The sequence below is a fragment of the Paracoccus sp. S3-43 genome (assembly GCF_029027965.1).
Classification (GTDB): Bacteria; Pseudomonadota; Alphaproteobacteria; order Rhodobacterales; family Rhodobacteraceae; genus Paracoccus.
In genome coordinates, this window is record NZ_CP119082.1 from 2,986,639 (window position 1) to 3,010,364 (window position 23,726).

A 23,726-nucleotide genomic window follows, 5' to 3' on the forward strand; every position below is an offset into this window, starting at 1 on the left:
TTGGGTCAGGGCTGGTATATCAGACGGACATCGCCCGAGAAATTCAAGATCGAAGCGCGCCCCGCGGCGTCCGGCGCAAGCTCCATCCGCCGGGCCGACAGGCTGCCGAAGGGCGCCTGGGCCTGCACGCCGTCCTGGGCGGCGATCCGGGACCGGTCGGTCGCGGCCTCGACGCTGAGCGCATCGACCGTCCAGCCCGAGGATGTGGTCATCCTGACCCCCCCGCCCAGGCGGATCGCGCCGCCGTCCAGACCCGCCTGGGGCGCGGTCAGGTCAGCCCGCAGCCCGTCGGGGCGCTGCCAGTCCAGGTGCAGGTCGCGGGCCTTGCCGCCGCCCCCGGCAGGCGCGGCCTCGGTCGCGCGCAGGACCAGTTGCGCCCCGTCCGCCGTCACGCCCGCATATTCGGGGGCCACCAGGCGCGGGTCGCGGGCCATCGACTGGGCGTCGACATCGGCATAGGGGATCTGCGATTCCCCGTCGCCGGTGCGAGAGAACAGGAACAGCACCGACAGCATCGCCAGCGCCGCCAGGGGCAGCAGGACACGCAGCCAGCGGACGATCCGGGTGCGGTTCATCGCCCTAGACGATCCCGGCCCGCAGGCAGTCGTGGATATGCAGGATGCCCTGCGGCATCCCCTCGGCCACGGCGAACAGGCAGGTGATCTTGCGCTCCTGCATCTGCGCCAGCGCGGCTTCGGCCAGGGCGTCGGGCGCGATCACGCGGGGTCCGGGGGTCATCACCTCGGCCGCGCGGCGATCCAGCAGGCCCTGCATGTGCCGCCGCAGGTCGCCGTCGGTGATGATGCCCACCAGATGCCCGGCCCGGTCGGTCACGCCCGTCACGCCAAAACCCTTCTGGCTGATGACCAGCAGCGCATCCGTCATCGGCGCATCCTCGGGCACCAGCGGCATGTCGCGGTGCATCAGGTCGCCCACCTTGGCCAGCTTTGCCCCCAGCTTGCCGCCGGGATGGAAGGTGCGGAAATGCTCGGGCGTGAACTGCCGGTGTTCCATCAGCGCGACGGCCAGGGCATCGCCAAGCGCCAGCGTCATGGTGGTCGAGGTGGTGGGCACGATGCCGCTGCCGCAGGCTTCCGGCGCGGCGGGCAGGACAAGCGCCACGTCCGCCTGGCGCAGCAGCGTCGATTCGGGCCGCGAGGCGACGCCGATCAGCGGAATCCCGAACCGCCTTGTATGCGCGATCAGGTCGGCCAGTTCCGGCGTCTCGCCGCTGTTGGACAGGACCAGGGCCACGTCGGCCTCTGTGACCATGCCCAGGTCGCCATGGCTGGCCTCGGCCGGGTGGACAAACTGCGCGGGCGTCCCGGTCGAGGCGAAGGTGGCCGCGATCTTGCGCCCGACATGGCCCGACTTGCCCATGCCCGACACGATCACCCGCCCCCGCGCCCCCAGGATCAGATCCACCGCGCGGGCGAAATCGCCGTTCAGCCCCTCGGCCAGAAGGGCCAGCCCCCGCGCCTCGGTCAGGATGACGCGCCGCGCCGTTTCCAGATAATCGCTCAAACCGCAGCCTTCTTCTTCACCTGAATATCCTCGGGGGGTCCGGGGGGCGAAGCGCCCCCGGCTTGGCGCCCCCGGCTTGCCTCACCTAATGCCGGAAGATGTCGTTTTCATCCCCCCAGCCCAGCAAGTCCAGATGGGCGCGGGCGGGCAGGAAATCGAAGCAGGCCTGGGCCAGCCCCATGCGGTTCTCGCGCCGCAGCCGGTCCTCCAGCGACTCTTTCAGCTTGTGCAGGTGCAGAACGTCCGATGCCGCATATTCCAGCTGCGCGTCGGTCAGGTCGGGGGCGCCCCAGTCGCTGGTCTGCTGCTGCTTGGACACGTCCACGCCGACCAGTTCGTTCAGCAGGTATTTCAGCCCGTGCCGGTCGGTATAGGTGCGCACCAGCTTGGAGGCGATCTTGGTGCACCAGACCGGCGCCGTCACCACGCCGAAGGCGTTTTCCAGCGCGGCGATGTCAAAGCGGCCGAAATGGAACAGCTTCATTACCTTGGGATCGGTCAGCATCCGGCACAGGTTCGGCGCCTCGGTCTGGCCGCGTTCGATCTGGACCAGATGCGCATCGCCATCGCCCGACGACAGCTGCACCAGGCACAGCCGGTCGCGCCGGGGATCCAGCCCCATCGTTTCCGTGTCGATGGCGACGACCGGGCCAAGGATCAGGTCGTCGGGCAGGTCGTTGGGGTAAAGATGTATGCTCATCGCGTCGTCCATCCGGGGCCAGGCTGTGATGGCGCCTCTCTCATCAGAAAGCGGCGCGGCATTCCAGTCTTTTCGCATGACCCGGCGGCGACGCGGCAGGCGGCCGGGGACGCAGGCCCCCCGGCCAAGCAGGCTTCAGGACGACTGGGCGGCCTTCACGGCTTCCATGCAGGCATCCTCGTTCCCGGCGGCCAGCGCGTCGCGCGCGGCCTGGAGATGGGCGTCGCGACCGGAATGGTCCATGGCGCCGCCGTCGGCCTGTTCGGCGGCGGTGGGCTGGCCCTCCTGCTGGGCCTGGGCATCGGCGCCCGACATGGCGACCCCCGCCTGCTGACCCGACGCGCCCTCCAAGGGCACATGCGTCCCGTCCTTGGCGATCCCCTCTCCGCCCTCGGCCGCAGCGGTATCGGGGGATGCCGTCCCCTCAGCCGACACCCCGTCAGTCGAGGCCCCCTCAGCCGAAGCGCCGTCCGTCGGCGCCGCGCTGTTCATGCCCGCGGCCTCCGCCGTATCGACGGCCTCGGTGGCGGCGGCATCCGCGTCCGCCGCCTCCGACGCCCCTTCCAGCGGCGCAAGCGATCCGTCCTTCGAGATCCCTTCGGTCGCCGTGCCGCCCTCGGTCAGGCGCGCCAGTTCGGCGGCACAGTCGGCCTGCGCGGAAACCGCCGTCAACGCCAGGAATGCGCCGCTGGCCACCCAAGTGAATGTGGCTTTCATCTGATCCTCCCGGAATGTGATACGCCTCCCACCGGCGCATCGGCCAAAACGCGCCCCTTTCGGCAATGTTCCCCCAGGGCCGGACGGCTTAACTTATGTCATGGGCAGGGCCTGCCAGGCCGCCATGAAGTCGCGGGCCCGGTCGCCGGTGACGGACGCGTCCTGGCCGGGCCGATACAGCGCCGATCCCAGCCCGAAGCCGTCCGCGCCCGCCTTGCGATAGCCCGCCATCGCCGTCGGGTCGATGCCGCCCACGGGCAGCAGCCGGGCATCGCGCGGCAAAACGGCGCGCATCGCCTTGACGGCGGCGGGGGGGATCATCTCGGCCGGGAACAGCTTCAGGGCGGCGGCCCCGGCCTCCAGCGCGGCGAAGGCCTCGCTGACGGTGCCGACGCCGGGGCAATAGGCGAGGCCCAGCCGCCCGGCCTCGGAGGCGACGCGGGGGTCGAAGTTCGGGGCGATGATGATCCGGCCCCCGGCATCGGACACCGCGACGACCTGTTCGGGCCGCAGCACCGTGCCCGCGCCGACGATCGTACCGGGGGCGGCGGCGGCCATCCGGGCGATGCTGTCCAGCGGGTCGGGCGAATTCAGCGGCACCTCCAGGATCGTGAAGCCCGCGCCGGTCAGCGCGGCGGCGGTCGCGGCGGCCTCGTCCGGGCGCAGCCCGCGCAGGATCGCGATCAGCGGATTGGCGGCGAAGGCGGTGTCGAAATCGGTCATGAAAGCCCCTTGATCCGGGCGATTTCCCAAAGCCCCCGCCGCGCCATGCCCGGCGGCGCGATAACGGCGGCGATGCCCATCATGTCGAGGGCCATGCGATAGCGCGCCGCCAGATCGCCGCGCCCGATGATCGTGACGGGGCCGCTTGCGTCCCGCGCGCCCTGGGCGACCTCGTCCCCGATCAGCAGGCCGGACAGATAGTCCGCGATATGGTCCGGCGCCAGCCGGTCCATCAGCGCCAGTGTCCGGGCGCTGAAGATGCGCCCCAGCAGCGCCCCGTCCCGCCGCCCGGCCTCGACCCCACGGCGGAAGGCGTCCTCGCGGCCCGGCCCCGGCTGGATCAACCGGCCCAGGATCGAATGGTCCCGCAGGGCGGCAAAGACTTCGCCGGTCATGACCGTGCGGAAGGCGGCGATCCGCCCGCCCTCGGCCCGCGCCCATTTGCTGTGGGTGCCGGGCAGGACGAACAGCCCGTCCGCGCCCCCGCCCGCCAGATGGCCGATGATCTCGGTCTCTTCGCCGCGCATCACGTCGGGCGCGGGGCCGTCGGGATCGCTGACCGCGCCGGTCACGAAATGGATGCCGTCATGCAGCGTCAGGCTGTCCGCCAGCGCGGCGGCGTCCAGCGGCAGCGGCAGGTAAGGCGTCTCGACCCAGCCGTTGCGGCTGGTGATCATGCCCGAGGCGATCACCGGCGCGCCGTCCAGCCAGCCGCCGATCCGGTCTTGCAGGGCCTGGCGGAACCCTCCGGGCACGGCGCTTGCGGCCAGGATGCCGGGGCCGTCGCTGGCGGTTTCCAGCACCTCGCCCGCCGCGCCCATGCGCCAGGCGCGGAACGAGGTCGTGCCCCAGTCGATGCCGATCAGCGCGGTCATCGGCTGAACCTGTAGGCCGTGTGGTGGCGATAGGTCTGGCCGGGCCGCAGGATCGCGTCTGGGAAATCGGGGCGGTTCGGCGCATCGGGCCAGCCCTGCGTCTCCAGCGCCACCCCGGCAAAGCGGCCATAGCGCCGCCCGTCAAGTCCCGGCAACCCGTCGAAATGCGCGCCGTCATAGACCTGCAACCCCGGCTGGTCCGTCTCGATCCGCATCCGCAGCCCCGTCTGTCCCGTCAGTTCCCCGACGATCCGAGGGGGGACAGGCCCGTCCGACAGGCAGAAATTATGGTCGTATTCCCCCGGCGCGATGGCGCGGCCTTGCCGGAAATCGAAACGCGTGCCCTGAACCGGCGCCGTGCCCGGCAGCGGGATCAGATCGCCGTCCACCGGCAGAAAGCGATCCGCCGCAATGCGCAGCCGGTGGCTTCGCACATCGCCGCTGTCGTCCAGGGTGAAATAGCCGTGATGCGCCAGGTTGCAGGGCGTCGGCGCATCCGTGGTGGCCGACAGATCGACGATCAGCGCGCCATCGCCCAAGGCGATGTCCGCGCGAATGGCCATGGCGCCGGGAAAGCCCATCTCCCCGTCCGGCAGGGTCAGCGTCAGGGTGGCGCGGTCCTCTCGCGCGTCCGCGACCGTCCAGATGTGCCAATTCGTCCCGCGCGATCCGCCATGCAGCGTGTGGCGGCCGCGGAAATTCGGATCGGTGCGGTATTCCCGCCCGTCCAGCGTGAAGCACGCCCCGCCGATACGATTCGCAAAGCGCCCGACGATGGCGCCCAGATAGAGGCCGTCGCCCAGGTAATCCGCCGGGACGGGACAGCCCAGCACCAGCGGATGGTCAACGCCCTCCATCCGCAAGTCCTGCACGGTCGCGCCCAGGGTCAGCAGTTGCGCGGTCAGCCCGCCGCCGGTCAGCGTCAGCCGATCCACGCGGCGTCCGTCGGGCAGGGTCCAGGTCACAGGATCACACCCGGTTCGGCCAGGCCGGTCAGGCCCGGTTCCAGGCGATAGGTCTTGCCTTGGGCCGGGTCGGGATCGGTGATTCCCTGGCGCGCGGTCGTGACCAGCAGATGCGTCAGATCCGGCCCCCCGAAGGCCGGGCAGGAGGAATGCCGCCCGCCGACCGGCAGGTGATGGGTGCGGTTGCCCTCCGCATCGAAGCGCATCACCGCCCCCTGCCCCCAGATCGCGCAGCAGAACCCGCCATCCGCGTCGATCACCGCGCCATCGGGCGACCAGCCCTGCACCGTCAGGTCCAGATAGACCCGAGGCTCGCCCACCGGCCAGCCATCGCCGTCCAGCGACTGCCGCCAGATGATGCCGCGATGCGTGTCCGCATAATGCGCCCCCGCGCCATCGGGCGAAAAGCAGATCGCGTTGGGGATGGTGATGCCGTCCACCAGCTTGCGGACCTCGCCCCGGTAATAGCGATAGATCGCGCCCGCGCCCGGCTGCGCCTTCTTGCCCATGGTGCCGAACCAGAACCCGCCCCGCCGGTCGGCACGGCCATCGTTGGACCGGGTGACGGCGTTGTCGGCCTCGACCGCAGCCACATCCGTCAGCGCGCCATCGGCCAGCGACAGGACCGCCAGCCCGGTCTCGGTGGCGACCAGCAGCCGGTCCCGGTCGATCCAGCCCGCGGCCGAGGCCATGCGGTCGAACCGCCATTCCAGCGGGCCGCTGTCGTCCTGCGACAGCAGCCGGTGGCCGAGGATGTCGAACCAGAAGAACTGCCGGCGCTCGGGATGCCACAGCGCCCCCTCGCCCAGTTCGCAATGGCGGTGGTCGTGGATCATGATACCCCTTTCGCAAGCCGCATCTGCGACAGTTTCAGCAGGCCCTTTTGCAGCAGGATGAAGGCCAGCAGAAGGATCCCGATGACGATCTTGGTCCACCAGGAGGACAGGCTGCCGTCGAAGACGATATAGGTCTGGATCAGCCCCATGGTCAGGACGCCGACGAAGGTGCCGACCATATAGCCCGCCCCCCCGGTCAGCAGCGTGCCGCCGATCACCACGGCGGCGATGGCCGTCAGTTCCGTCCCCACCGTCGCCAGCGAATAGCCCGACCCGGTATAGATCGAGAAGACGATCCCCGACAGCCCGGCCATCGCGCCGGAAAAGGCATAGACCAGCACCGTGGTGCGCCCCTGCCGCACGCCCATCAGCCGCGCCGCGGCCTCGCCCCCGCCCAGGGCATAGACGGATGCGCCGAAGCGGGTCTTGTGCGCGACGATCATGCCCAGGACGAAGGTGGCGACCATCACCATGCCGATCAGCCGCAGCCGCCCCTTGCCCGGCATCAGCCAATAGAGCGATTGCAGCCAGTCATAGAACGGATGCTGGATCGGCACGGAATCGATCGACAGGATATAGGCCGCGCCGCGCGCCAGGAACATCCCCGCCAGCGTGACGATGAAGGCGGGCATGGCCAGCCGGTCGATCAGAAAGCCCATGCCCGCCCCGAAGGCCGTGGTCAGCGCCAGCAGCAGCGCGAAGACCGCCAGCGGGTGCAGCGAGGTGTCGCGCAGCAGCACGGCGATGAAGACCCCGGAAAAGGCGATCACCGATCCCACCGACAGGTCGATGCCGCCCGACAGGATCACCAGCGTCATGCCGACCGCGACGATGCCCAGATAGGCGTTGTCGGTCAGCAGGTTGCCAATGACTCGGGTGGACAGGATGTTCGGGAATTGCAGCCAGAATACCGCATAGGCCAGCAGGAAGATGCCGATGGTCACATACAGGGGAAGCGCGCGGGTGTTCATGCCTGCCTCCGAAGCGCGGCCTCGCGCCCGGCGCGGTGGCTGTCGCGCCACAGCCGCCATTCGGCGCTGATGCGCGGCGATTGCAGCACCAGGATCACCAGCACCAGCCCGGCCTTGATGATGAGGTTGTATTCCGAGGGAAAGCCGATCAGCCGGATGCCGATGCTGATCGTGGTGATGATCAGCGCGCCGATCACCGAGGCGGCGATCGAGAACCGCCCGCCCAGCAGGGAATTGCCGCCGATCACCACCGCCAGGATCGCGTCAAGCTCCAGCCACAGCCCGGCATTGTTGGCATCCGCGCCGCGAATGTCGGCGGTGACGATCAGCCCGGCCAGGGCCGCGCACAGCCCGGACGCCACATAGACCGCGATCAGCAGCACCGTGGCGTTGACCCCGGCAAGCGCGCTGGCGCGGCGGTTGATGCCGATCGCCTCGACCAGCAGGCCAAGCGAGGTGCGGCGCATCAGGACCGCCGTGGCGATGGCGGTGGCGATCCAGATCCAGGTGGGCACCGGCAGGCCCAGAACCGCGCCCGACCCGATCCATGCGAAACCGGGATCGGTGAAGGTGAGGATCCGCCCCTCGGTGATCAGTTGCGCGATGCCGCGCCCCATGGTCATCAGGATCAGCGTGGCGACGAAGGGCTGGATGCCGACAATCGCGACAAGCGTGCCGTTCCACAGCCCCGCCATTGCGCCCGCGCCCAGGGCGAGGATCAGCCCGGCGGGCAGGCCCCAGCCCGCCGCCACGGCGGATGCCGCGACCGCGCCGCAGATCGCCATGATCGTGCCCACCGACAGGTCGATGCCGCGCGTGGCGATCACCAGCGTCATGCCCACCGCCAGAAGCGCAACGGGGGCAGAGCGTTTCAGCACATCGATCACCGGCCCGACCAGCCGCCCGTCGTTCATCTGGATATTGAGAAAGGCCGGATAAAAGACCGTCACCACCGCGACCAGGGCGGCCAGCGCGATCAGTTGCGGGGCAAGGCGTTTCAGCATCTGCATCACGCGGCCCTCTCGGTGGCGGCGATGGCGCCCATGATGCGGTTCGGCGCGATCTGGTCTCCGGTCAGTTCCGCGACATGGCGGCGGTCGCGCAGCACGATCACCCGGTCGGACACGGCGATCAGCTCTTCGATTTCGCTGCTGATGACCAGCAGCGACATGCCCTGTTCCACAAGCTCATGGATCAGCCGGACGATTTCGGCGTGCGCGCCCACGTCGATGCCGCGCGTCGGTTCGTCCAGGATCAGGAAGCGCGGGTTCATCGCCAGCCAGCGGGCCAGCACCACCTTCTGCTGGTTGCCGCCCGACAGTTCGCCGATGCGCTTTTCCCGGCCCGAGGTGCGGATGTCCAGCCGCGCGATATAGTCGTCGGCCAGCCGGTTCTGCTCGGCGCGCGGGATGGGCCGCGCCCAGCCGCGCCGGGCTTGCAGGCCCAGGATGATGTTCTCGCGCACCGACAGGTCGGCGACGATGCCGTCGGTCTTGCGCTCCTCGGGGACGAAGCCGAAGCCCGCCGCGATGGCCGAACGCGGGCTGCGCAGATCCAGCGGCCCCGTCTGGTCGCGCGCCGCGCCGGAATGGGCGTTCTTCAGCCCGAACAGCAGTTCGGCGCTTTCCGTCCGGCCCGATCCCAGCAGCCCCGCCAGGCCCACGACCTCGCCCTGCCCCACCGCCAGATCGAAGGGTTCGACCGCGCCGCGGCGGCCGATGCCGCGAAACTCCAGCATCGGCGGGCGGGGACCGCGCGACCGGGCCTGATGGCTGGTCGCGGCTTCCAGTTCCCGCCCCAGCATGTGTTCGATCAGGCGCACCCGGTTCAGGCTGGCGGTGTCCTCGGTCACGATCCTGCGGCCGTTGCGCAGGACGGTCACCCGGTCGGTCAGGTCGAACACCTGATCCAGGAAATGCGACACGAACACGATGCCCAGGCCGCGTTCGCGAAGGCCGCGCACCACGTCGAAGACCATCCGCACCTCGGCCGCGTCAAGGCTGGCGGTCGGTTCGTCCAGAATCAGCACCTTGCCCGACAGGGCGACCGCGCGGGCGATGGCGACGATCTGCTGGATGGCCACCGAATAGGCGCCAAGGTCGCGGTCCACGTCCAGCGACAGCCCGTATTCGGCCAGCATCGCGCGGGCCTGCGCCCGCATCGCGCGGGTCTGGATCAGGCCCCATCGGCGCGGTTCGCGCCCGAACATCAGGTTCTGCGCCACAGTCAGGTTCGGCAGCAGGTTGACCTCTTGATAGACCGTGCCGATGCCCAGATCCTGAGCCTCGACCGTCGATCGCGGGTCGATGGGCGCGCCCTCCAGCGTCATGGCGCCGCCGTCGCGGCGATAGGCGCCGGTCAGGCATTTGATCAGCGTCGACTTGCCCGCGCCGTTTTCGCCCAGCAGGGCATGGACCTCGCCCGCGCGCAGGTCGAAATCGACGCCGTCCAGCGCGAGCGTGCCCGGAAATGTCTTGGTCAGCGACCGGATGGTCAGCAGCATGACTGCCCCCTTCATCGTGGATGCCGGGCCGCGACAGGCGGCCCGGCAAGGCGATCAATAGCCCAGACCCTTGCGGCGTTCGTATTCGCCCGCCGGATCGTCGGCTTGGGTGAACAGCTTCGATTCGGTCTGGATGAATTTCGGCGGCGTGGTGCCGTCCTTCCAATAGGCCGCAAGGGCGTCGAAGGCTGGCCCCGCCATGTTGGGCGTCAGTTCGACCGTGGCATTCGCCTCGCCCGCCGCCATCGCCTGGAACAGATCCGGCACCCCGTCGATGGAGACGACCAGGATATCCGTGCCCGGTTTCAGCCCGGCCTCCTTGATGGCCTGGATCGCGCCCACGGCCATGTCGTCGTTATGGGCGTAAAGCGCGCAGATGTCCTTGCCGCCGTTCTCGGCCTGGATGAAGCTCTCCATCACCTCCTTGCCCAGAGCGCGGGTGAAATCGCCGGTCTGGCTGCGCACGATGGTCAGGTTCGGATGGTCCTTGATGGCGTTTTCAAAGCCGGTCTTGCGGTCGATGGCGGGGCTGGATCCGGTGGTGCCCTGCAACTCGACGATCCGGCATTCGCGGTCGCCGACCTCTTTCACCAGCCATTCGCCCGCGACCTCGCCCTCATGGACCAGGTTTGACCCCACGGCGGTCAGATACAGGTCGTCGGAACTGTCCACCTGCCGGTCCAGCAGGACGACCGGGATTTCAGCCTCCTTGGCTTCCTGCAAGACCGAATCCCAGCCGGTGGCGACGACCGGGGCCAGCAGGATCGCGTCCACGCCCTGCGCGACAAAGGACCGGATCGCGGCGATCTGGTTTTCCTGCTTCTGCTGCGCGTCCGAGAATTGCAGCTGGATGCCGCGTTCCTCGGCCTGTTGCCGGGTCAGCGTGGTTTCCGCCGCCCGCCAGCCGGATTCGGAACCGATCTGCGAAAAGCCCACGGTCTCGCCTTCGGCCAGGGCGCCGGTGGCGGTGACCGCCAGAAGTGCTGCGGTCCCCAGCAGGGTCTTGATGGTCATGGTAATCCTCCCGTTGCGTGAAATCGCCCGGCCCTCATGCCGGGCGATGGTGCGGGACGTCAGACGCCCCGCAGATCCTCGGGCAACAGCGCCTCGGGGATATTCTGATAGCTGACCGGGCGCAGGAAACGGCGGATCGCCATGGTCCCCACGCTGGTCGCGCCGAAATTGGTGGACGCGGGGTAAGGCCCGCCATGGACCATGGCATCCGCGACCTCGACCCCGGTGGGCCAGCCATTCGCCAGGATCCGGCCCGCCTTGCGTTCCAGCACCGGCATCAGGCGGCGCGCCACATCCATGTCGCCGTCGTCCAGGTGCAGCGTGGCGGTCAACTGACCTTCAAGCGCCTGGGCCACCTCCAGCATCTGGTCCGCGCCCGTGACGGTGACGATCACGCCCAGCGGGCCGAACACCTCCTCGGCCAGGGTATGGTCGCGCAGGAATTCCTCGGCCGTGGTCTTGTAGAGGGCGGGCAGGGCGTTGCGGCCTTCGCTGGCGCCTTCGAAGACCGGCGTCGCCACCCCGGCGGCACGGCTGGCGCCCGCGCGATAGGCCTCGGCGATGCCGTCGGTCAGCATCGCCTGGGGGGCGGTCCTGGCCAGCGCATCGCCCGCCGCGGTGGCGAAGGCATCGGCCAGCACGCCCTTGGGCATCACGATCAGGCCGGGATTGGTGCAGAACTGGCCCGCGCCCATGGTCAGGCTGCCCGCCCAGCCTTCGGCGATCTTGGCGCCGCGCGCGGCCAGCGCCTGGGACAAGACGAAGCCGGGGTTGATGCTGCCCAATTCGCCGAAGAAGGGAATCGGCTCGGGCCGGGCGGCGCAGAGGTCGAACAGCGCCCGGCCGCCGCGCAGGCTGCCGGTGAAGCCCACCGCCTTGATCAGCGGATGCTGGACCAGGGCCGCGCCGACCGCATGGCTGTCGCCGTGGATGAAGCTGAAGACCCCGGCGGGCATTCCGGTGGCCTGGATGGCCGCGTGGATCGCCTCGGCGACGATCTCTCCGGTGCCAGGATGGGCGGGATGACCCTTGACCACGACCGGGCAACCGGCGGCCAGCGCCGCGGCGGTGTCGCCGCCCGCCGTGGAAAAGGCCAAGGGAAAGTTCGAGGCGCCGAAGACCGCCACCGGGCCGATGGGCCGCTGCATCAGCCGCAGGTCGGGGCGCGGGGCGGGCTGGCGGTCGGGCAGCGCCGGATCGTGGCGGCGGTCCAGGTAATCGCCCTTGCGGATATGATCGGCGAACAGCCGCAACTGGCCGGTGGTGCGGCCGCGCTCGCCGTTCAGCCGCGCCTCGGGCAGGCCGGTCTCGGCGGTGCCGATGGCGGTGATCGCCTCGGCGCGGGCCTCGATCTGGTCGGCGATGGCGTCGAGGAACAGGGCGCGGGCGTCGCGGCTGGTGGCGGCATAATCGGCGAAGGCTTCCTCGGCGGCTTCGGCCGCGCGGTTCACCAGATCGACGGTTCCGCTGCTGAAGTCATGGGGCGCGCCATGGGCGGGGGCGGATCGGAACGTCCCCTCTCCGGTCAGCCATTCGCCTGCGATCAGATGTTTGCCCTGGGGGGTGAAGGTCATAGCTCGTATCCTCAGAAATGGAAATCCGCGACGGTGTTCCGCCGCCCGAGGGTGAAGGCATCGGCCACAAGAACCATGGGCGCAAGGTCCGTTTCGCGCATTCCCGCGGCAATCAGCCTTGCCATGCGTGCATAAAGCGCGGGATATTCGCCCATGATGTCATCGGCGCCCTGCACATGCCGACCGTCGATCTCCAGCCGGTTGCCGCCCATCCGCAGCGCCAGCGCGCCGCCGTCGGTCTGGAACTCCATGTCCCAGGTCTGCGGGCCTTCCTGGCGGAAATCGAAATCCGCCTCGATCCGCTGGCTGAATTGCAGCCGCGCGGCGATGGGGGCCTGCCGGTTCGCTGGGAAATCCAGATCGGCCGACAGCAGGCGCACGGGCTGGGGCAGGATCTCGGTCAGGATCGACAGGGCGTTGATGCCGGGATCGAAGACCCCCATGCCGCCCGCCTCGAAGATCCACTCCTGGCCGGGATGCCATTTGCGCACGTCCTCGCGCCAGGTGATGCGGCCTTCATGGATCGTCCTGCCCGCCAGCCAGTCGCGCGCGGCGGCCACCCCCATCGCCATGCGCGAATGCCAAGTGGCATAGATCGTGACCCCCTGCCGTTCGGCCAGATCGCACAGGGCATGAACCTCGGCCAGGGTGGTGCCGGGGGGCTTTTCCAGCATCAGGTGACGGCCCGCGCGCAGCACCGCCTCCGCCACGGCAAAGCGCGGCACGGGGGGCAGGCACAGGCTGACCGTGCCGATGTCGGGGCGCGCGTCCAGCATGGCGCTGATCTCGGTGAAGGCCTCGACCCCGTCCACCGTGCCGTGGCGGCTGACGGTCGCGGCCAGATCCCAGTCGGGGCTGGCGTTCAGCGCGGGCACATGCTGGTCCAGGGCGATCTTGCCGATGCCCGCAAGCGCGATCTTCATCAGTGGCTGTCCTTTCCGACCGGATTGCCCCGGCAACCCTTGAGGAAATCCAGATCCGCGCCGGTATCGGCCCCCTCGACATGGGCCTGATGCAGCCAGGCATAGCCGCTGGCGGGCTGGTCGGGCAGCGGCCGCCATTCGGCCAGCCGCGCGGCCAGTTCGGCGTCTGGAATGTCCAGATGCAACCGCCGGTTCGGCACGTCCAGGTCGATCATGTCGCCGTCGCGCACCACCGCCAGCGGGCCGCCCGCCGCCGCCTCGGGACTGGTATGCAGCACCACCGTGCCATAGGCGGTGCCCGACATGCGCGCGTCGGAGATCCGCACCATGTCGGTGATGCCCTTGCGCAGCACCTTGGGCGGCAGGCCCATATTGCCCACCTCGGCCATGCCCGGATAGCCCTTGGGACCGCAGTTCTTCATCACCATGACGCAGGTTTCGTCGATGTCGAGATCCTCGTCCTCGATCCGGGCCTTGTAGTCGTCGATATCCTGAAACACGACCGCGCGGCCGCGATGGACCAGCAGATGCGGGCTGGCGGCCGAGGGCTTCAGCACCGCCCCCCTGGGCGCCAGGTTGCCGCGCAGCACGGCGATGCCGCCCTGTTCGGTCAGCGGCCGGTCAGCGGGCAGGATCACGTCCTCGTTCCAGTTCACCACGTCGCGAACCTCGTCCCAGATCGTCATGCCGCTGACGGTCAGCGCGTCCTTGTGCAACTGCCCGGCCTCGCCCAGCCGCTTCAGGACCACCGGCAGCCCGCCCGCATAGAAGAACTCCTCCATCAGGTATTGCCCCGAGGGCATCAGGTTGACGATGGTCTGCACGTCGCGCCCGCAGCGGTCCCAGTCGTCCAGCGTCAGATCGACGCCGACCCGGCCCGCGATGGCCAGCAGGTGGATCACCGCATTGGTGGATCCGCCGACGGCGCCGTTGGTGCGGATGGCGTTCTCGAACGCCTGCCTGGTCAGGATGTCGCTGGGCTTGAGGTCGTCCTTGACCATCTGCACGATCCGCCGCCCCGAAAGCTGCGCCATCACCCGGCGGCGCGAATCCACCGCCGGGATCGCGGCATTGCCAGACAGCGCCATGCCAAGCGCCTCGGCCATGGACGCCATGGTCGAGGCCGTGCCCATGGTGTTGCAGGTGCCGGTGGACCGGGACATGCTGGCCTCGGCCTCCAGAAACTCCTCCTGCGTCATCTCGCCGGCCTTCACGGCCTCGCTGAACCTCCACAGATGGGTGCCCGACCCGACCCGCTCGCCCCGGAAATAGCCGTTCAGCATCGGCCCCCCCGTCACCACGATGGACGGAATGTCGGTCGAGGCCGCCGCCATCAGCAGCGACGGCGTGGTCTTGTCGCAACCGACCAGCAGGACCGCCCCGTCGATCGGCTGGCCGCGCATCGTTTCCTCGATCGCAAGCGCGGCGAGGTTGCGGAACATCATCGCGGTGGGGCGGAAGGTGTTTTCCGATGCCGAAAACACCGGCACCTCGACCGGGAAGCCGCCGGCCTCCCACACGCCCGCCTTCACCTTTTCGGCCAGTTCGCGCAGATGGCCGTTGCAGGGCGTCAGGTCCGACCAGGTGTTCAGGATGCCGATCACCGGGCGTCCGTCGAACAGGTCGTGCGGATAGCCCTGATTCTTCATCCAGCCGCGATGATAGATCGTATCGCGCGAGGTGCCCCCGTACCAATGCTGGGAACGAAGCTGGCGGGGCCAAGGGGCGGGTGCGAAGGTCATGATAGCCTCAGAGTGTGGCGACGGCAACGGGGATGCCGCCGTCCGGCTGCTGGTCCAGCGGGTTCGACAAGGGCAAACCCAGGGCCGGGGATTCGATCTGGAAGACATCGCCCGCCTGCGCCTTGACGCCATCGGCGAAGGACAGCGTGGCGGTGCCGAAGAAATGCACATGCACGTCGCCCGGCTGGCGGAACAGCGCGTATTTGAAATGGTGATGTTCCAAGTTCGCAAGGCTGTGGCTCATGTTCGCCTCGCCCGACAGGAAGGGCTTTTCCCAGATCACCGCGCCGCCGCGCAGGATCCGGCTGGTGCCCTCGACATGCTGGGGCAGATCGCCGACCAGCATCTCGGGGCCATAGCTTGCCGGACGCAGCTTGGAATGGGCCAGCCACAGGTAATTGCCGCGTTCGGTCACATGGTCGGAAAACTCGTTCGCCAGGGCAAAGCCCAGCCGGAAGGGCGTGCCGTCCTGGCCGATCAGATAGAGGCCCGCGATCTCGGGTTCCTCGCCCGCATCCAGCGCAAAGCCGGGGGACACCAGCGGCGCGCCGGGCGCCACCGCGTTGACGCCGTTGCCCTTGTAGAACCATTCGGGCTGCACCCCCGCCGCGCCCCCCTGCGGCTTGCCGCCCTCCAGCCCCATGCGGAACATCTTCATGCTGTCGGTCAGCGTCTCGGCATCGGACTTGGCGTGCATGGAATTGCGCGTCGAGGCGCTGCCCAGATGGGTCAGCCCGGTGCCGGTCAGGTGCAGATGCGCCGGATCGTCGTGATCCAGCGGCAACAGCACCCGGCCATCCGCCAGGGCGGCGGCGAGATCCACCGCTTCGCCCTGCCCGCGCGCCGAAACCTCGGCTTTCAGCCCATGCCCTGCGGCGATGGCGGCCTGCGCCAGATCGCGGGTGGTCCGCGCGCCGGGCACGATCCAAGCGCCATCGTCGGTCCGTGCGGCGACAGCCCGGTCCACGCCGGGGCTTTTCAGTTGCGACAGAAACATGGGTCAGCCTTGCTTGGTCTTGTTGTAAACGTCGAAGATCACGGCGGCCAGAAGCACCAGCCCCTTGATCACCTGCTGATAGTCGATGCCGATCCCCATGATCGACATGCCGTTGTTCATCACGCCCATGATCAGCGCGCCGACCACGACGCCGATGATGCGCCCCGATCCCCCGGCCATCGAGGCGCCGCCAATGAAGACCGCCGCGATCACGTCCAGTTCGAACCCGACGCCCGCCTTGGGCGTGGCGCTGTTCAGCCGGGCGGTGACGATCATCCCGGCCAGGGACGCCAGCACGCCCATGTTCACGAAGGTCAGGAATACCAGCCGTTCGGTTCGGATGCCCGACAGCTTCGCCGCCTTGGCGTTGCCGCCAAGCGCATAGATGCGCCGCCCCGTGGTCGTCGATTCGGTGAAGAAGGCATAGAGCACGATCAGCACCGACATGATCAGCAGCACGTTCGGCAGCCCCCGGAAGCTGGCCAGCTTCCAGCCCACGAACAGCAGCGCGATGACGACCACGGCATTGCGCGCCCAGAAGAAGCCCGCGGGTTCCGGGGCGATGCCGAATTCGGCCTCCCTCGCCCGGCCGCGGACGCCCGCCCAGACGATGGCGATGGCGGCCACGGCGACCAGGATCAGCGCGGTGAAGTTGGGCTTGTCGGGGCCGAATAGGTCGGGGATGAAGCCCGTGGACAGTGACTGGAAGGACCGCTCGAACGGGCCGATGTTCTGGCCGCCCAGCAGCCACAGCGTCAGCCCGCGAAAGACCAGCATCCCCGCCAGCGTCACGATGAAGGACGGGATCTTCCAATAGGCGATCCAGTATCCCTGCGCGGCGCCGATCAGTCCGCCGACGACCAGCACCATCGGGATCACCAGCAGCACCGGCAGGTCCATCCTGACCAGCAGCATCGACGCCACCGCCCCGGTGAAGGCCGCGACGGATCCCACCGACAGGTCGATATGCCCGGCGACGATCACCAGCAGCATCCCAAGCGCCATGATGATGACATAGCTGTTTTGCAGGAACAGGTTGGTGATGTTCTGCGCCGACAGGAAATCGACGCCCTGGACGGCGCGCACGATGACGAAGAAGAACAGCACGATGGCGACCAGGGCCAGCATCATGCCGTTCTCGCGCAGGTGGCTGCCCAGATGGGCGCCGATGCCCGTGGCGGCGGGCTTGTTCGCGTCAGCCGTGCTCATGCGGCCTCCCCCTTCATTCCGTCTTGCAGGATCAGGGCCATGATCCGTTCCTGGCTGGCCTGTTCGCGGGTCAGTTCACCGGCGATCCGGCCCTCGTTCATGACATAGATGCGGTCGCACATGCCCAGCAGTTCGGGCATTTCCGAGCTGATCATGACGACTCCGTGCCCCTGCCCGGCCAGCTCGTTCATGATGTTGTAGATCTCGAACTTGGCGCCCACGTCGATGCCGCGCGTGGGTTCGTCCAGGATCAGCACCTTGGGATCGGTGAACAGCCATTTGGACAGCACCACCTTCTGCTGGTTGCCGCCCGACAGGTTCACGGCCCGCTGAAAGACCGTGGGGGTGCGGATGTTCATGGCCTTGCGGTATCGTTCCGCTACCTGCTGTTCGCGCCCCCGCGACAGGACCGTGCCCTTGGCGATGCCTTGCAGGTTCGCCAGCGAGATGTTGCGCAGGATCGGCTCGTCCAGGATCAGGCCCAGAACCTTGCGGTCCTCGGTCACATAGGCCAGCCCCGCGTCGATGGCCCTGGTGACGGTTGACAAGTCGGGCTTCGCGCCCGCCAGCGTCACCTCTCCGGTGATGTCTCGGCCATAGCTGCGGCCGAACAGGCTCATGGCGAATTCGGTGCGCCCCGACCCCATCAGGCCCGCGATGCCGACGATTTCGCCCTTGCGCACGGACATCGACACGTCGCGGATCACCTGGCGGGGCTGTTCGGGATGCATGACCGACCAGTTCTTCACCTCCATCAGCACCTCGCCGATCTGCGGGATGCGGTCGGGGTAGCGGTGGGCCATGTCGCGGCCGACCATGTCGCGGATGATCCGGTCCTCGGTGATCTCGCTGCGGTCCAAGGTGGACACGGTGGACCCGTCGCGGATCACCGTCACGCGGTCGGCGACGCGGCGGATCTCGTTCAGCTTGTGGCTGATGATGATCTGCGTGACGCCCTGGCTTTTCAGTTCCAGCATCAGGTCCAGCAGCTTCTGGCTGTCGTTTTCCTGCAACGCGGCGGTCGGTTCGTCCAGGATCAGCAGGCGCACGTTCTTGGCAAGCGCCTTGGCGATTTCCACCAGCTGCTGCTTGCCGACGCCCAGCTTTTCGACGCGGGTGGTCGGCGCCTCGGTCAGGCCGACCTTCTTCAACAGCGCCTCGGTCTTCTGATAGGCCAGCGGCCAGTTGATGATCCCGCCCGTCGCGACCTCGTTGCCCAGAAACAGGTTCTCGGCCACCGACAGCAGCGGCACGAGCGCCAGTTCCTGGTGGATGATGACGATGCCCGCATGTTCGCTGTCGCGGATGTCGCGGAACCGCGCGGGCTTGCCGTCATAGAGGATCTCGCCGTCATAGCTGCCATGGGGATAGACGCCCGACAGCACCTTCATCAGCGTCGACTTGCCGGCGCCGTTCTCGCCGCAGATGGCGTGGATTTCGCCTTCGCGCACGGACAGGTTCACATCGTTCAGCGCCTTGACGCCGGGAAACGTCTTGGTGATGCCCCGCATCTCCAGGATGGCCGTCATCGCGTTTTTCCCCCCTTCGAAACGCGGCCCCGGCACGCGCCGGGGCCGCGCAGGCATCACTTCAACTGGTCTTCGGTATAGTAACCGGAATCGACCAGAACCTCTTTCCAGTTCGACTTGGTCACCGGCACCGGCTCCAGCAGATAGGACGGCACGACCTTGACGCCGTTGTCATAGGTTTCGGTGTCGTTGATCTGCGGCTCGGTCCCTTTCAGCACGGCGTCCACCATGCCGACGGTGACTTTCGCCAGTTCGCGGGTGTCCTTGAAGATGGTCGAATACTGTTCGTCCGCCTCGATGGATTTCACCGACTGAACCTCGGCGTCCTGGCCGGTGACGATCGGCATCTGCATGTCGCCCGACCCGTAGCCCACGCCTTTCAGCGACGACAGGATGCCGATGGACAGTCCGTCATAGGGCGACAGCACCCCATGCACCTGCTTGTCGCCATAGTTCGAGGACAGAAGGTTATCCATCCGCGACTGCGCCACGGCCGGATCCCAACGCAGGGTGCCGACCTTTTCCATGCCGGTCTGGCCCGACCCGATCACGATGGACCCGTCGTCGATCAGCGGCTGCAGGACCGACATCGCGCCGTCATAGAAGAAGAAGGCGTTGTTGTCGTCGGGGCTGCCGCCGAACAGTTCGACGTTCCAGGGCTTCACGTCGGGGAAACGTTCTTTCAGCCCGTCGACCAGCGTGGTCGCCTGCTGGACGCCGACCTTGAAGTTGTCGAAGGTTGCGTAATAGTCCACATGTTCCGACCCGCGGATCAGGCGGTCATAGGCAATCACCTTGATGTCGGCGGCGGCGGCGTTTTCCAGCGCGTTCGACAGCGTGGTGCCGTCGATGGCCGCGATCACCAGCACGTTCACGCCCTTGGTGATCATGTTTTCCACCTGGGCCAGCTGGTTCGGAATGTCATCCTCGGCATATTGCAGGTCGGTGTCGTAGCCGGCTTCCTGCAACTGCTTGACCATGTTGTTGCCGTCGTCGATCCAGCGGGCGGACGATTTCGTCGGCATCGCGATGCCGATGGTTTCGGCCATGGCGCCGGTCGCCAGCCACGAGACCCCGATCGCCAGCGCGACCGCAGCGGTTCTGAACGTCATCTGTAACCTCCCCTTGCGCGGCGCCTCGGGCCACGCCTCCTCCGAATGGATGAGAAAGGTGTAGCAAAGGTTCATCATGCCGGTAAAATGAGAAAATCGGCAATCTTCATATCGGAAATGATATGTCCATCCGTGCCCTGAAGCCCCCGCAACTGCGGCTGATTCACGAGATCGCGCTGCACGGTCAGTTGCAGATGGCGGCCGAGGCGCTGGCGATGACCCAGCCCGCCGCGTCCCGGATGCTGGCCGAGGCGGAGCGCCATGTCGGTGCCGCCCTGTTCATCCGCCAGCCCAAGGGGATGGAGCCGACCGAGATCGGCACCGCCGTCCTGCGCCGCGCCCGCGTGATCCTGCGCGAGATGGCCAGCATCGAGGCCGACGTGCGCGCGCTGCGCGGCGGCTATGCCGGATCGGTGCGGGTGGGGGCGGTCACCGGGCCGGCGGTCAGCTATCTGGTCAGCGCGATGCGGCAGATCAAGCAGGAAAGCCCGCAGGCGGACATCACCGTGGACGTGATGCCCTCGCGCGATCTGCTGATGCAGCTGGCTGCCGGAGAGATGGATTTCGTGCTGGGCCGGATCCTGCCGGAATTCGACAGCGATGCCTTCAACATCCTGCCGATGTCGGACGAGAAGGTCGCGCTGATGGCGCGGGCCGACCATCCGCTGGCCCGCGCCCGGCTGGTGACGCTGACCGAACTGGTGGGCCAGGAATGGATCATGCAGCAGCGCGGCGCGCCGATCCGCGAGGCGACGCTGGCCGCCTTCGCGGGCGTCGGGCTGTCGGAACCCGACAACATCGTCAACAGCCCGTCGCTTCTGCTGACCATCGCCTATCTGGCGCAGTCGAACGCGATCACCCCGGTCTCGCAAGAGGTCGCCGAACTGCTGATCCGTCCGCCGGTCGGGGCCGGGTTCACGATCATCCCGACGCCGCAGCCGATCCGGGTATCGCCCTATTTCCTGCTGGATCTGAAGCGCCGCCCGCTGTCGCCGCTGGCAAAGCGGTTGCGGGAGGCGGTGGCGCAGATGTCGGGCAGCCCGATCAGGAACGCGGACGCGCGCTGAGTTGCCTGCGCCGGGCAATTTCGTATGCCACCGCGCCGATGATCGTGACGGCGATGATCACCAGGGCCAGGGCGTTGACGGCAGGCGTCAGGCCGGTGCGGACCTTGGTGGCGATGAACACGGTCAGCGGCGTTTCAAAGCCGCGCACGAACAGCGTGGTGTTGTAGTTTTCCACCGATTGCAGCACCGCCAGCCCCCCGGATGCCAGCAGCGCGGGCCGCAGGAAGGGCAGCAGCACCCGGCGGAACACCATCAGCCGCGACGCGCCCAGGCCCAGGGCCGCTTCCTCCTGCGTGCGGTCGAAGCGTTGCAGCCGGGCCATCACCATCAGCATCACATAGCAGATGATGAAGGTGGTCTGCGCCACCACGATCAGCAGGGTGCCTCCGCCAACCCCCACCTGCCGCCACAGGATCAGCGTGGAAATCCCGATCACCACCCCCGGCGTCAGCAGCGGCGAGACCATCACCGCATAGGCGAAGCTGCGCGCCCGCGCGTGCAGCGTGGTCAGCACCAGCGCGGCGGCGGTGCCGACCGGCAGCGCCACCAGCACCACGCAGATCGCCACGAGGCCCGAGGTCCACAGCGCCCGCCACATCGCCGCATCCGCCCACATCGCCGCAAACCAGTCCAGCGTCGTGCCCTGCCAGGGGATCACCGTCGGAAAGCGGCTGGTGTTGAACGCGGCGGCCCCCATGATGATCAGCGGCATGAACAGATAGGCCAGGAAAGCCAGCAGATACAGCACGAACAGCCCGCGAAAGATCCGGTCGGCGGTCATTTCGCCACATCCGTCAGGTTCACGCGGAAGACGCGCAGCGTGACCAGCACCACCGCCAGGCACAGAACCAGCAGCGTCAGCGCATAGGCCGCGCCCCGGTTCCAGTCGCCGCCCTCGAAGAACCAGTTATAGATGATCTCGGTGAACCAGCGGCTGCCGGGGCTGCCCAGCAGCGCGGGCGCGACATAGGATCCGGCGGCCAGCATGAAGGTGAAGACGCAGCCCGTGGCGATGCCCGCCTTGGCGTGCGGGATGACGATCCGCCAATGCGTCCGCCAGGTGGGCGATCCCAGGTCGCGCGCGGCCTCAAGCTGCGCTTTGTCCAGGGATTCGATGGCGTTATAGATCGGCAGCAGCATGAACAGGATATAGGCATAGACCATCCCCGCCAGCACGCCGCCATCGCCCTGCCAGCGGATCGGCGCGTTGATCAACCCGATCCCCTGCAAGACCGCGTTCAGCGGCCCGCGATAGGCCAGCAGGATGAACCAGGCCAGCGTGCGCAGCACCTCGTTGATGAAGAAGGGGATGATGACCAGCATCAGCGCGATGGAAAGCTGGCCGGGCGTCGCGCGCTGCGCCATCCAGAAGGCCACCGGATAGCAGACGGCCAGCGTCAGCGCCGCGACAAGCGCGCTGGCCCAGATGGTCTTGAGGAAGATCGCGCGATGCACGCCCTCCTTCGCCAGATACAGGAAATTGTCCAGCGACCACACGTCCTGCGGCCCGCCGATCTGCGCCGGCGGCAGGTTCGGGCGCAGCGCATAGTCGATCATCATCAGGTTCGGCGCCAGCACCATCGCCGCAAGCCAGACCAGCACCAGCGACAGAAAGATCGTCGCCAAGCCACCGCCAAAGCGCGCGTAAAGATCACGCATCGGCCAGCACCACCGCATGTTCCGGCGCAAAGGAAAAGCTGGCATCCGTCCCCGGCGCGGGCGCGTCGGCCAGACGGGTGGAGGGCACCGCCGCCGTCAGCGCCGCGCCGTCGGCAAACTGGCCGTGGATCAGGGCGAAGGCCCCTTCGAAATCCATGCGGCCGACACGGGCGCGCAGGGTATTGGCGCCGACGCCGGGCACCAGCGCCTCGGGGCGGACATACAGCGTGGCGGCCTGGCCGATGGCCAGCGGCGGATCGGCCCGCCCGTGCAGCGGACCCAACGCGGTATCCACCCGCACCACCCCGTCGCCCACGGCGCTGACCCGGCCCGCGATGGCGTTCGTCTCGCCCACGAAGCGGGCCACGAAGGGCGTGGCCGGGTGGTCGTAAAGCTGGCGCGGCGTGGCGACCTGTTGCAGCAGGCCCGCCGACATCACCGCCACGCGGTCGGACATGGCCAGCGCCTCGGACTGGTCGTGGGTGATATAGATGAAGGTGACGCCGGTGCGCTTCTGCAAGCTGCGCAATTCCGCCCGCATGTGCTGGCGCAGCTTCAGATCCAGCGCCGACAAGGGCTCGTCCAGCAGCAGCACGCCCGGCTCGACCGCAAGCGCGCGCGCGATGGCGACGCGCTGGCGCTGACCGCCGGACAATTCGCCGGGCATCCGATCGCCGTAACCCTCCAGCGCGATCAGGCGCAGCAGATCGTCGGCCCGCTTGCGGCGCTCAGTGCGGCCCAGGCCCCGCGCTTCAAGCCCGAAGGCGATGTTTTCCCAGACCGGCATCAGCGGGAACAGCGCCAGCGACTGGAAGATCATCGCCGTCGGCCGCTGGTTCGGGCCAAGCCCGCGCATATCCTTGCCGCCGATCAGCACCCGCCCCTCGGTCGGCTCGATGAACCCGGCGATCATCCGCAGGATGGTGGTCTTGCCGCAGCCCGACGGCCCGAGGATGGAAAAGAACTCGCCCGGCTGGACCGTGAAGGACACCCCGCTGACCGCCTGCGTCGTGCCGAAGCGCATCCCGATCCCGTCAAGCTCTACCGAATGCGACATCCGTCCCCCGCTGGTCAGGGACAGGGGCC

The 23,726-nt window shown here is 68.1% G+C and carries 23 protein-coding genes; 1 reads left to right on the forward strand and 22 read right to left on the reverse strand.

Annotated elements, in window-relative coordinates; translation table 11 throughout:
• Positions 1-5 precede the first annotated feature (5 nt).
• The 19 genes from PXD02_RS15510 to chvE form a co-directional block, all read right to left on the reverse strand.
• A complete protein-coding gene (locus PXD02_RS15510) occupies positions 6-575 on the reverse strand; it encodes a hypothetical protein (protein ID WP_275104720.1) in 570 nt (189 codons plus the stop codon).
• Between the two features lie 4 nt (positions 576-579).
• Positions 580-1,524, reverse strand: coding sequence for a KpsF/GutQ family sugar-phosphate isomerase (locus PXD02_RS15515; RefSeq protein ID WP_275104721.1), 945 nt, complete (start codon positions 1,522-1,524; stop codon positions 580-582).
• Between the two features lie 85 nt (positions 1,525-1,609).
• Positions 1,610-2,224: a ribonuclease D gene (locus PXD02_RS15520; RefSeq protein ID WP_275104722.1), complete on the reverse strand. Its 615-nt coding sequence runs from the start codon at positions 2,222-2,224 to the stop codon at positions 1,610-1,612.
• A 135-nt stretch (positions 2,225-2,359) separates the two neighbouring features.
• Entirely contained in the window at positions 2,360-2,941 is a 582-nt protein-coding gene (locus PXD02_RS15525; protein WP_275104723.1) for a hypothetical protein, read from the reverse strand.
• A gap of 93 nt (positions 2,942-3,034) precedes the next feature.
• Positions 3,035-3,664, reverse strand: a complete 630-nt coding sequence (locus tag PXD02_RS15530) for a 2-dehydro-3-deoxy-6-phosphogalactonate aldolase (RefSeq protein ID WP_275104724.1) — start codon at positions 3,662-3,664, stop codon at positions 3,035-3,037.
• On the reverse strand, positions 3,661-4,539 hold the full coding sequence (locus tag PXD02_RS15535; protein WP_275104725.1) for a 2-dehydro-3-deoxygalactonokinase: 879 nt from the start codon (positions 4,537-4,539) through the stop codon (positions 3,661-3,663). Before PXD02_RS15535 ends, PXD02_RS15530 begins: the two co-directional genes overlap by 4 nt.
• The gene (locus PXD02_RS15540; RefSeq protein ID WP_275104727.1) at positions 4,536-5,504 is read right to left on the reverse strand and encodes an aldose epimerase family protein; all 969 of its coding nucleotides are present in this window, start codon (positions 5,502-5,504) and stop codon (positions 4,536-4,538) included. The genes PXD02_RS15535 and PXD02_RS15540 overlap by 4 nt, the downstream gene beginning before the upstream one ends.
• Complete coding sequence (locus PXD02_RS15545; protein ID WP_275104728.1) at positions 5,501-6,340, reverse strand: SMP-30/gluconolactonase/LRE family protein; 840 nt, start codon at positions 6,338-6,340, stop codon at positions 5,501-5,503. The genes PXD02_RS15540 and PXD02_RS15545 overlap by 4 nt, the downstream gene beginning before the upstream one ends.
• Positions 6,337-7,311, reverse strand: a complete 975-nt coding sequence (yjfF, locus tag PXD02_RS15550) for a galactofuranose ABC transporter, permease protein YjfF (RefSeq protein WP_275104729.1) — start codon at positions 7,309-7,311, stop codon at positions 6,337-6,339. Before yjfF ends, PXD02_RS15545 begins: the two co-directional genes overlap by 4 nt.
• Positions 7,308-8,321, reverse strand: a complete 1,014-nt coding sequence (locus PXD02_RS15555) for an ABC transporter permease (protein ID WP_275104730.1) — start codon at positions 8,319-8,321, stop codon at positions 7,308-7,310. Before PXD02_RS15555 ends, yjfF begins: the two co-directional genes overlap by 4 nt.
• On the reverse strand, positions 8,321-9,814 hold the full coding sequence (locus PXD02_RS15560) for a sugar ABC transporter ATP-binding protein (protein WP_275104731.1): 1,494 nt from the start codon (positions 9,812-9,814) through the stop codon (positions 8,321-8,323). The genes PXD02_RS15555 and PXD02_RS15560 overlap by 1 nt, the downstream gene beginning before the upstream one ends.
• Positions 9,815-9,868: 54 nt before the next feature.
• The gene (gene ytfQ / locus PXD02_RS15565; RefSeq protein WP_275104732.1) at positions 9,869-10,828 is read right to left on the reverse strand and encodes a galactofuranose ABC transporter, galactofuranose-binding protein YtfQ; all 960 of its coding nucleotides are present in this window, start codon (positions 10,826-10,828) and stop codon (positions 9,869-9,871) included.
• 59 nt (positions 10,829-10,887) lie between these two features.
• The gene (locus PXD02_RS15570; RefSeq protein WP_275104733.1) at positions 10,888-12,402 is read right to left on the reverse strand and encodes an aldehyde dehydrogenase (NADP(+)); all 1,515 of its coding nucleotides are present in this window, start codon (positions 12,400-12,402) and stop codon (positions 10,888-10,890) included.
• A gap of 11 nt (positions 12,403-12,413) precedes the next feature.
• Positions 12,414-13,325 (reverse strand): Gfo/Idh/MocA family protein, encoded by a 912-nt coding sequence (locus tag PXD02_RS15575; protein ID WP_275104734.1) that lies wholly within the window; start codon positions 13,323-13,325, stop codon positions 12,414-12,416.
• On the reverse strand, positions 13,325-15,067 hold the full coding sequence (gene araD / locus PXD02_RS15580) for an L-arabinonate dehydratase (protein WP_275104735.1): 1,743 nt from the start codon (positions 15,065-15,067) through the stop codon (positions 13,325-13,327). Before araD ends, PXD02_RS15575 begins: the two co-directional genes overlap by 1 nt.
• A 7-nt stretch (positions 15,068-15,074) precedes the next feature.
• Entirely contained in the window at positions 15,075-16,064 is a 990-nt protein-coding gene (gene araD1, locus PXD02_RS15585; RefSeq protein WP_275104736.1) for an AraD1 family protein, read from the reverse strand.
• Positions 16,065-16,067: 3 nt separating this feature from the next.
• Entirely contained in the window at positions 16,068-17,273 is a 1,206-nt protein-coding gene (mmsB, locus tag PXD02_RS15590; protein WP_275104737.1) for a multiple monosaccharide ABC transporter permease, read from the reverse strand.
• Positions 17,270-18,802, reverse strand: coding sequence for a multiple monosaccharide ABC transporter ATP-binding protein (mmsA, locus tag PXD02_RS15595; RefSeq protein WP_275104738.1), 1,533 nt, complete (start codon positions 18,800-18,802; stop codon positions 17,270-17,272). The genes mmsB and mmsA overlap by 4 nt, the downstream gene beginning before the upstream one ends.
• A 56-nt stretch (positions 18,803-18,858) precedes the next feature.
• Positions 18,859-19,914 (reverse strand): multiple monosaccharide ABC transporter substrate-binding protein, encoded by a 1,056-nt coding sequence (chvE, locus tag PXD02_RS15600; protein ID WP_275104739.1) that lies wholly within the window; start codon positions 19,912-19,914, stop codon positions 18,859-18,861.
• A gap of 122 nt (positions 19,915-20,036) precedes the next feature.
• Between chvE and PXD02_RS15605 the strand changes: the two genes are divergently transcribed.
• Positions 20,037-20,981 carry a LysR family transcriptional regulator gene (locus PXD02_RS15605; RefSeq protein WP_275104740.1) on the forward strand — a complete coding sequence of 315 codons (945 nt, stop codon included), beginning with the start codon at positions 20,037-20,039 and terminating at the stop codon, positions 20,979-20,981.
• On the opposite strand, the gene PXD02_RS15610 is transcribed toward PXD02_RS15605, so the two are convergent.
• From PXD02_RS15610 to PXD02_RS15620, 3 genes are read right to left on the reverse strand one after another with little or no spacing between them, the layout of a single operon-like run.
• A complete protein-coding gene (locus PXD02_RS15610) occupies positions 20,959-21,762 on the reverse strand; it encodes an ABC transporter permease (RefSeq protein WP_275104741.1) in 804 nt (267 codons plus the stop codon). The two genes, PXD02_RS15605 and PXD02_RS15610, sit on opposite strands and share 23 nt — an antisense overlap.
• Complete coding sequence (locus PXD02_RS15615; protein ID WP_275104742.1) at positions 21,759-22,640, reverse strand: ABC transporter permease; 882 nt, start codon at positions 22,638-22,640, stop codon at positions 21,759-21,761. Before PXD02_RS15615 ends, PXD02_RS15610 begins: the two co-directional genes overlap by 4 nt.
• On the reverse strand, positions 22,633-23,697 hold the full coding sequence (locus PXD02_RS15620; protein ID WP_275104743.1) for an ABC transporter ATP-binding protein: 1,065 nt from the start codon (positions 23,695-23,697) through the stop codon (positions 22,633-22,635). The genes PXD02_RS15615 and PXD02_RS15620 overlap by 8 nt, the downstream gene beginning before the upstream one ends.
• Between the last annotated feature and the right edge of the window lie 29 nt (positions 23,698-23,726).

Excerpts from the sequence above, each read along its gene's own strand:
- PXD02_RS15510 (WP_275104720.1), bottom strand. The coding sequence starts at position 575 with ATGAACCGCACCCGGATCGTCCGCTGGCTGCGTGTCCTGCTGCCCCTG.
- PXD02_RS15520 (WP_275104722.1), bottom strand. The coding sequence starts at position 2,224 with ATGAGCATACATCTTTACCCCAACGACCTGCCCGACGACCTGATCCTT.
- PXD02_RS15525 (WP_275104723.1), bottom strand. The coding sequence starts at position 2,941 with ATGAAAGCCACATTCACTTGGGTGGCCAGCGGCGCATTCCTGGCGTTG.
- PXD02_RS15530 (WP_275104724.1), bottom strand. The coding sequence starts at position 3,664 with ATGACCGATTTCGACACCGCCTTCGCCGCCAATCCGCTGATCGCGATC.
- PXD02_RS15535 (WP_275104725.1), bottom strand. The coding sequence starts at position 4,539 with ATGACCGCGCTGATCGGCATCGACTGGGGCACGACCTCGTTCCGCGCC.
- PXD02_RS15545 (WP_275104728.1), bottom strand. The coding sequence starts at position 6,340 with ATGATCCACGACCACCGCCATTGCGAACTGGGCGAGGGGGCGCTGTGG.
- yjfF (WP_275104729.1), bottom strand. The coding sequence starts at position 7,311 with ATGAACACCCGCGCGCTTCCCCTGTATGTGACCATCGGCATCTTCCTG.
- PXD02_RS15555 (WP_275104730.1), bottom strand. The coding sequence starts at position 8,321 with ATGCAGATGCTGAAACGCCTTGCCCCGCAACTGATCGCGCTGGCCGCC.
- PXD02_RS15560 (WP_275104731.1), bottom strand. The coding sequence starts at position 9,814 with ATGCTGCTGACCATCCGGTCGCTGACCAAGACATTTCCGGGCACGCTC.
- ytfQ (WP_275104732.1), bottom strand. The coding sequence starts at position 10,828 with ATGACCATCAAGACCCTGCTGGGGACCGCAGCACTTCTGGCGGTCACC.
- PXD02_RS15570 (WP_275104733.1), bottom strand. The coding sequence starts at position 12,402 with ATGACCTTCACCCCCCAGGGCAAACATCTGATCGCAGGCGAATGGCTG.
- PXD02_RS15575 (WP_275104734.1), bottom strand. The coding sequence starts at position 13,325 with ATGAAGATCGCGCTTGCGGGCATCGGCAAGATCGCCCTGGACCAGCAT.
- araD (WP_275104735.1), bottom strand. The coding sequence starts at position 15,067 with ATGACCTTCGCACCCGCCCCTTGGCCCCGCCAGCTTCGTTCCCAGCAT.
- araD1 (WP_275104736.1), bottom strand. The coding sequence starts at position 16,064 with ATGTTTCTGTCGCAACTGAAAAGCCCCGGCGTGGACCGGGCTGTCGCC.
- mmsB (WP_275104737.1), bottom strand. The coding sequence starts at position 17,273 with ATGAGCACGGCTGACGCGAACAAGCCCGCCGCCACGGGCATCGGCGCC.
- mmsA (WP_275104738.1), bottom strand. The coding sequence starts at position 18,802 with ATGACGGCCATCCTGGAGATGCGGGGCATCACCAAGACGTTTCCCGGC.
- chvE (WP_275104739.1), bottom strand. The coding sequence starts at position 19,914 with ATGACGTTCAGAACCGCTGCGGTCGCGCTGGCGATCGGGGTCTCGTGG.
- PXD02_RS15605 (WP_275104740.1), top strand. The coding sequence starts at position 20,037 with ATGTCCATCCGTGCCCTGAAGCCCCCGCAACTGCGGCTGATTCACGAG.
- PXD02_RS15610 (WP_275104741.1), bottom strand. The coding sequence starts at position 21,762 with ATGACCGCCGACCGGATCTTTCGCGGGCTGTTCGTGCTGTATCTGCTG.
- PXD02_RS15615 (WP_275104742.1), bottom strand. The coding sequence starts at position 22,640 with ATGCGTGATCTTTACGCGCGCTTTGGCGGTGGCTTGGCGACGATCTTT.
- PXD02_RS15620 (WP_275104743.1), bottom strand. The coding sequence starts at position 23,697 with ATGTCGCATTCGGTAGAGCTTGACGGGATCGGGATGCGCTTCGGCACG.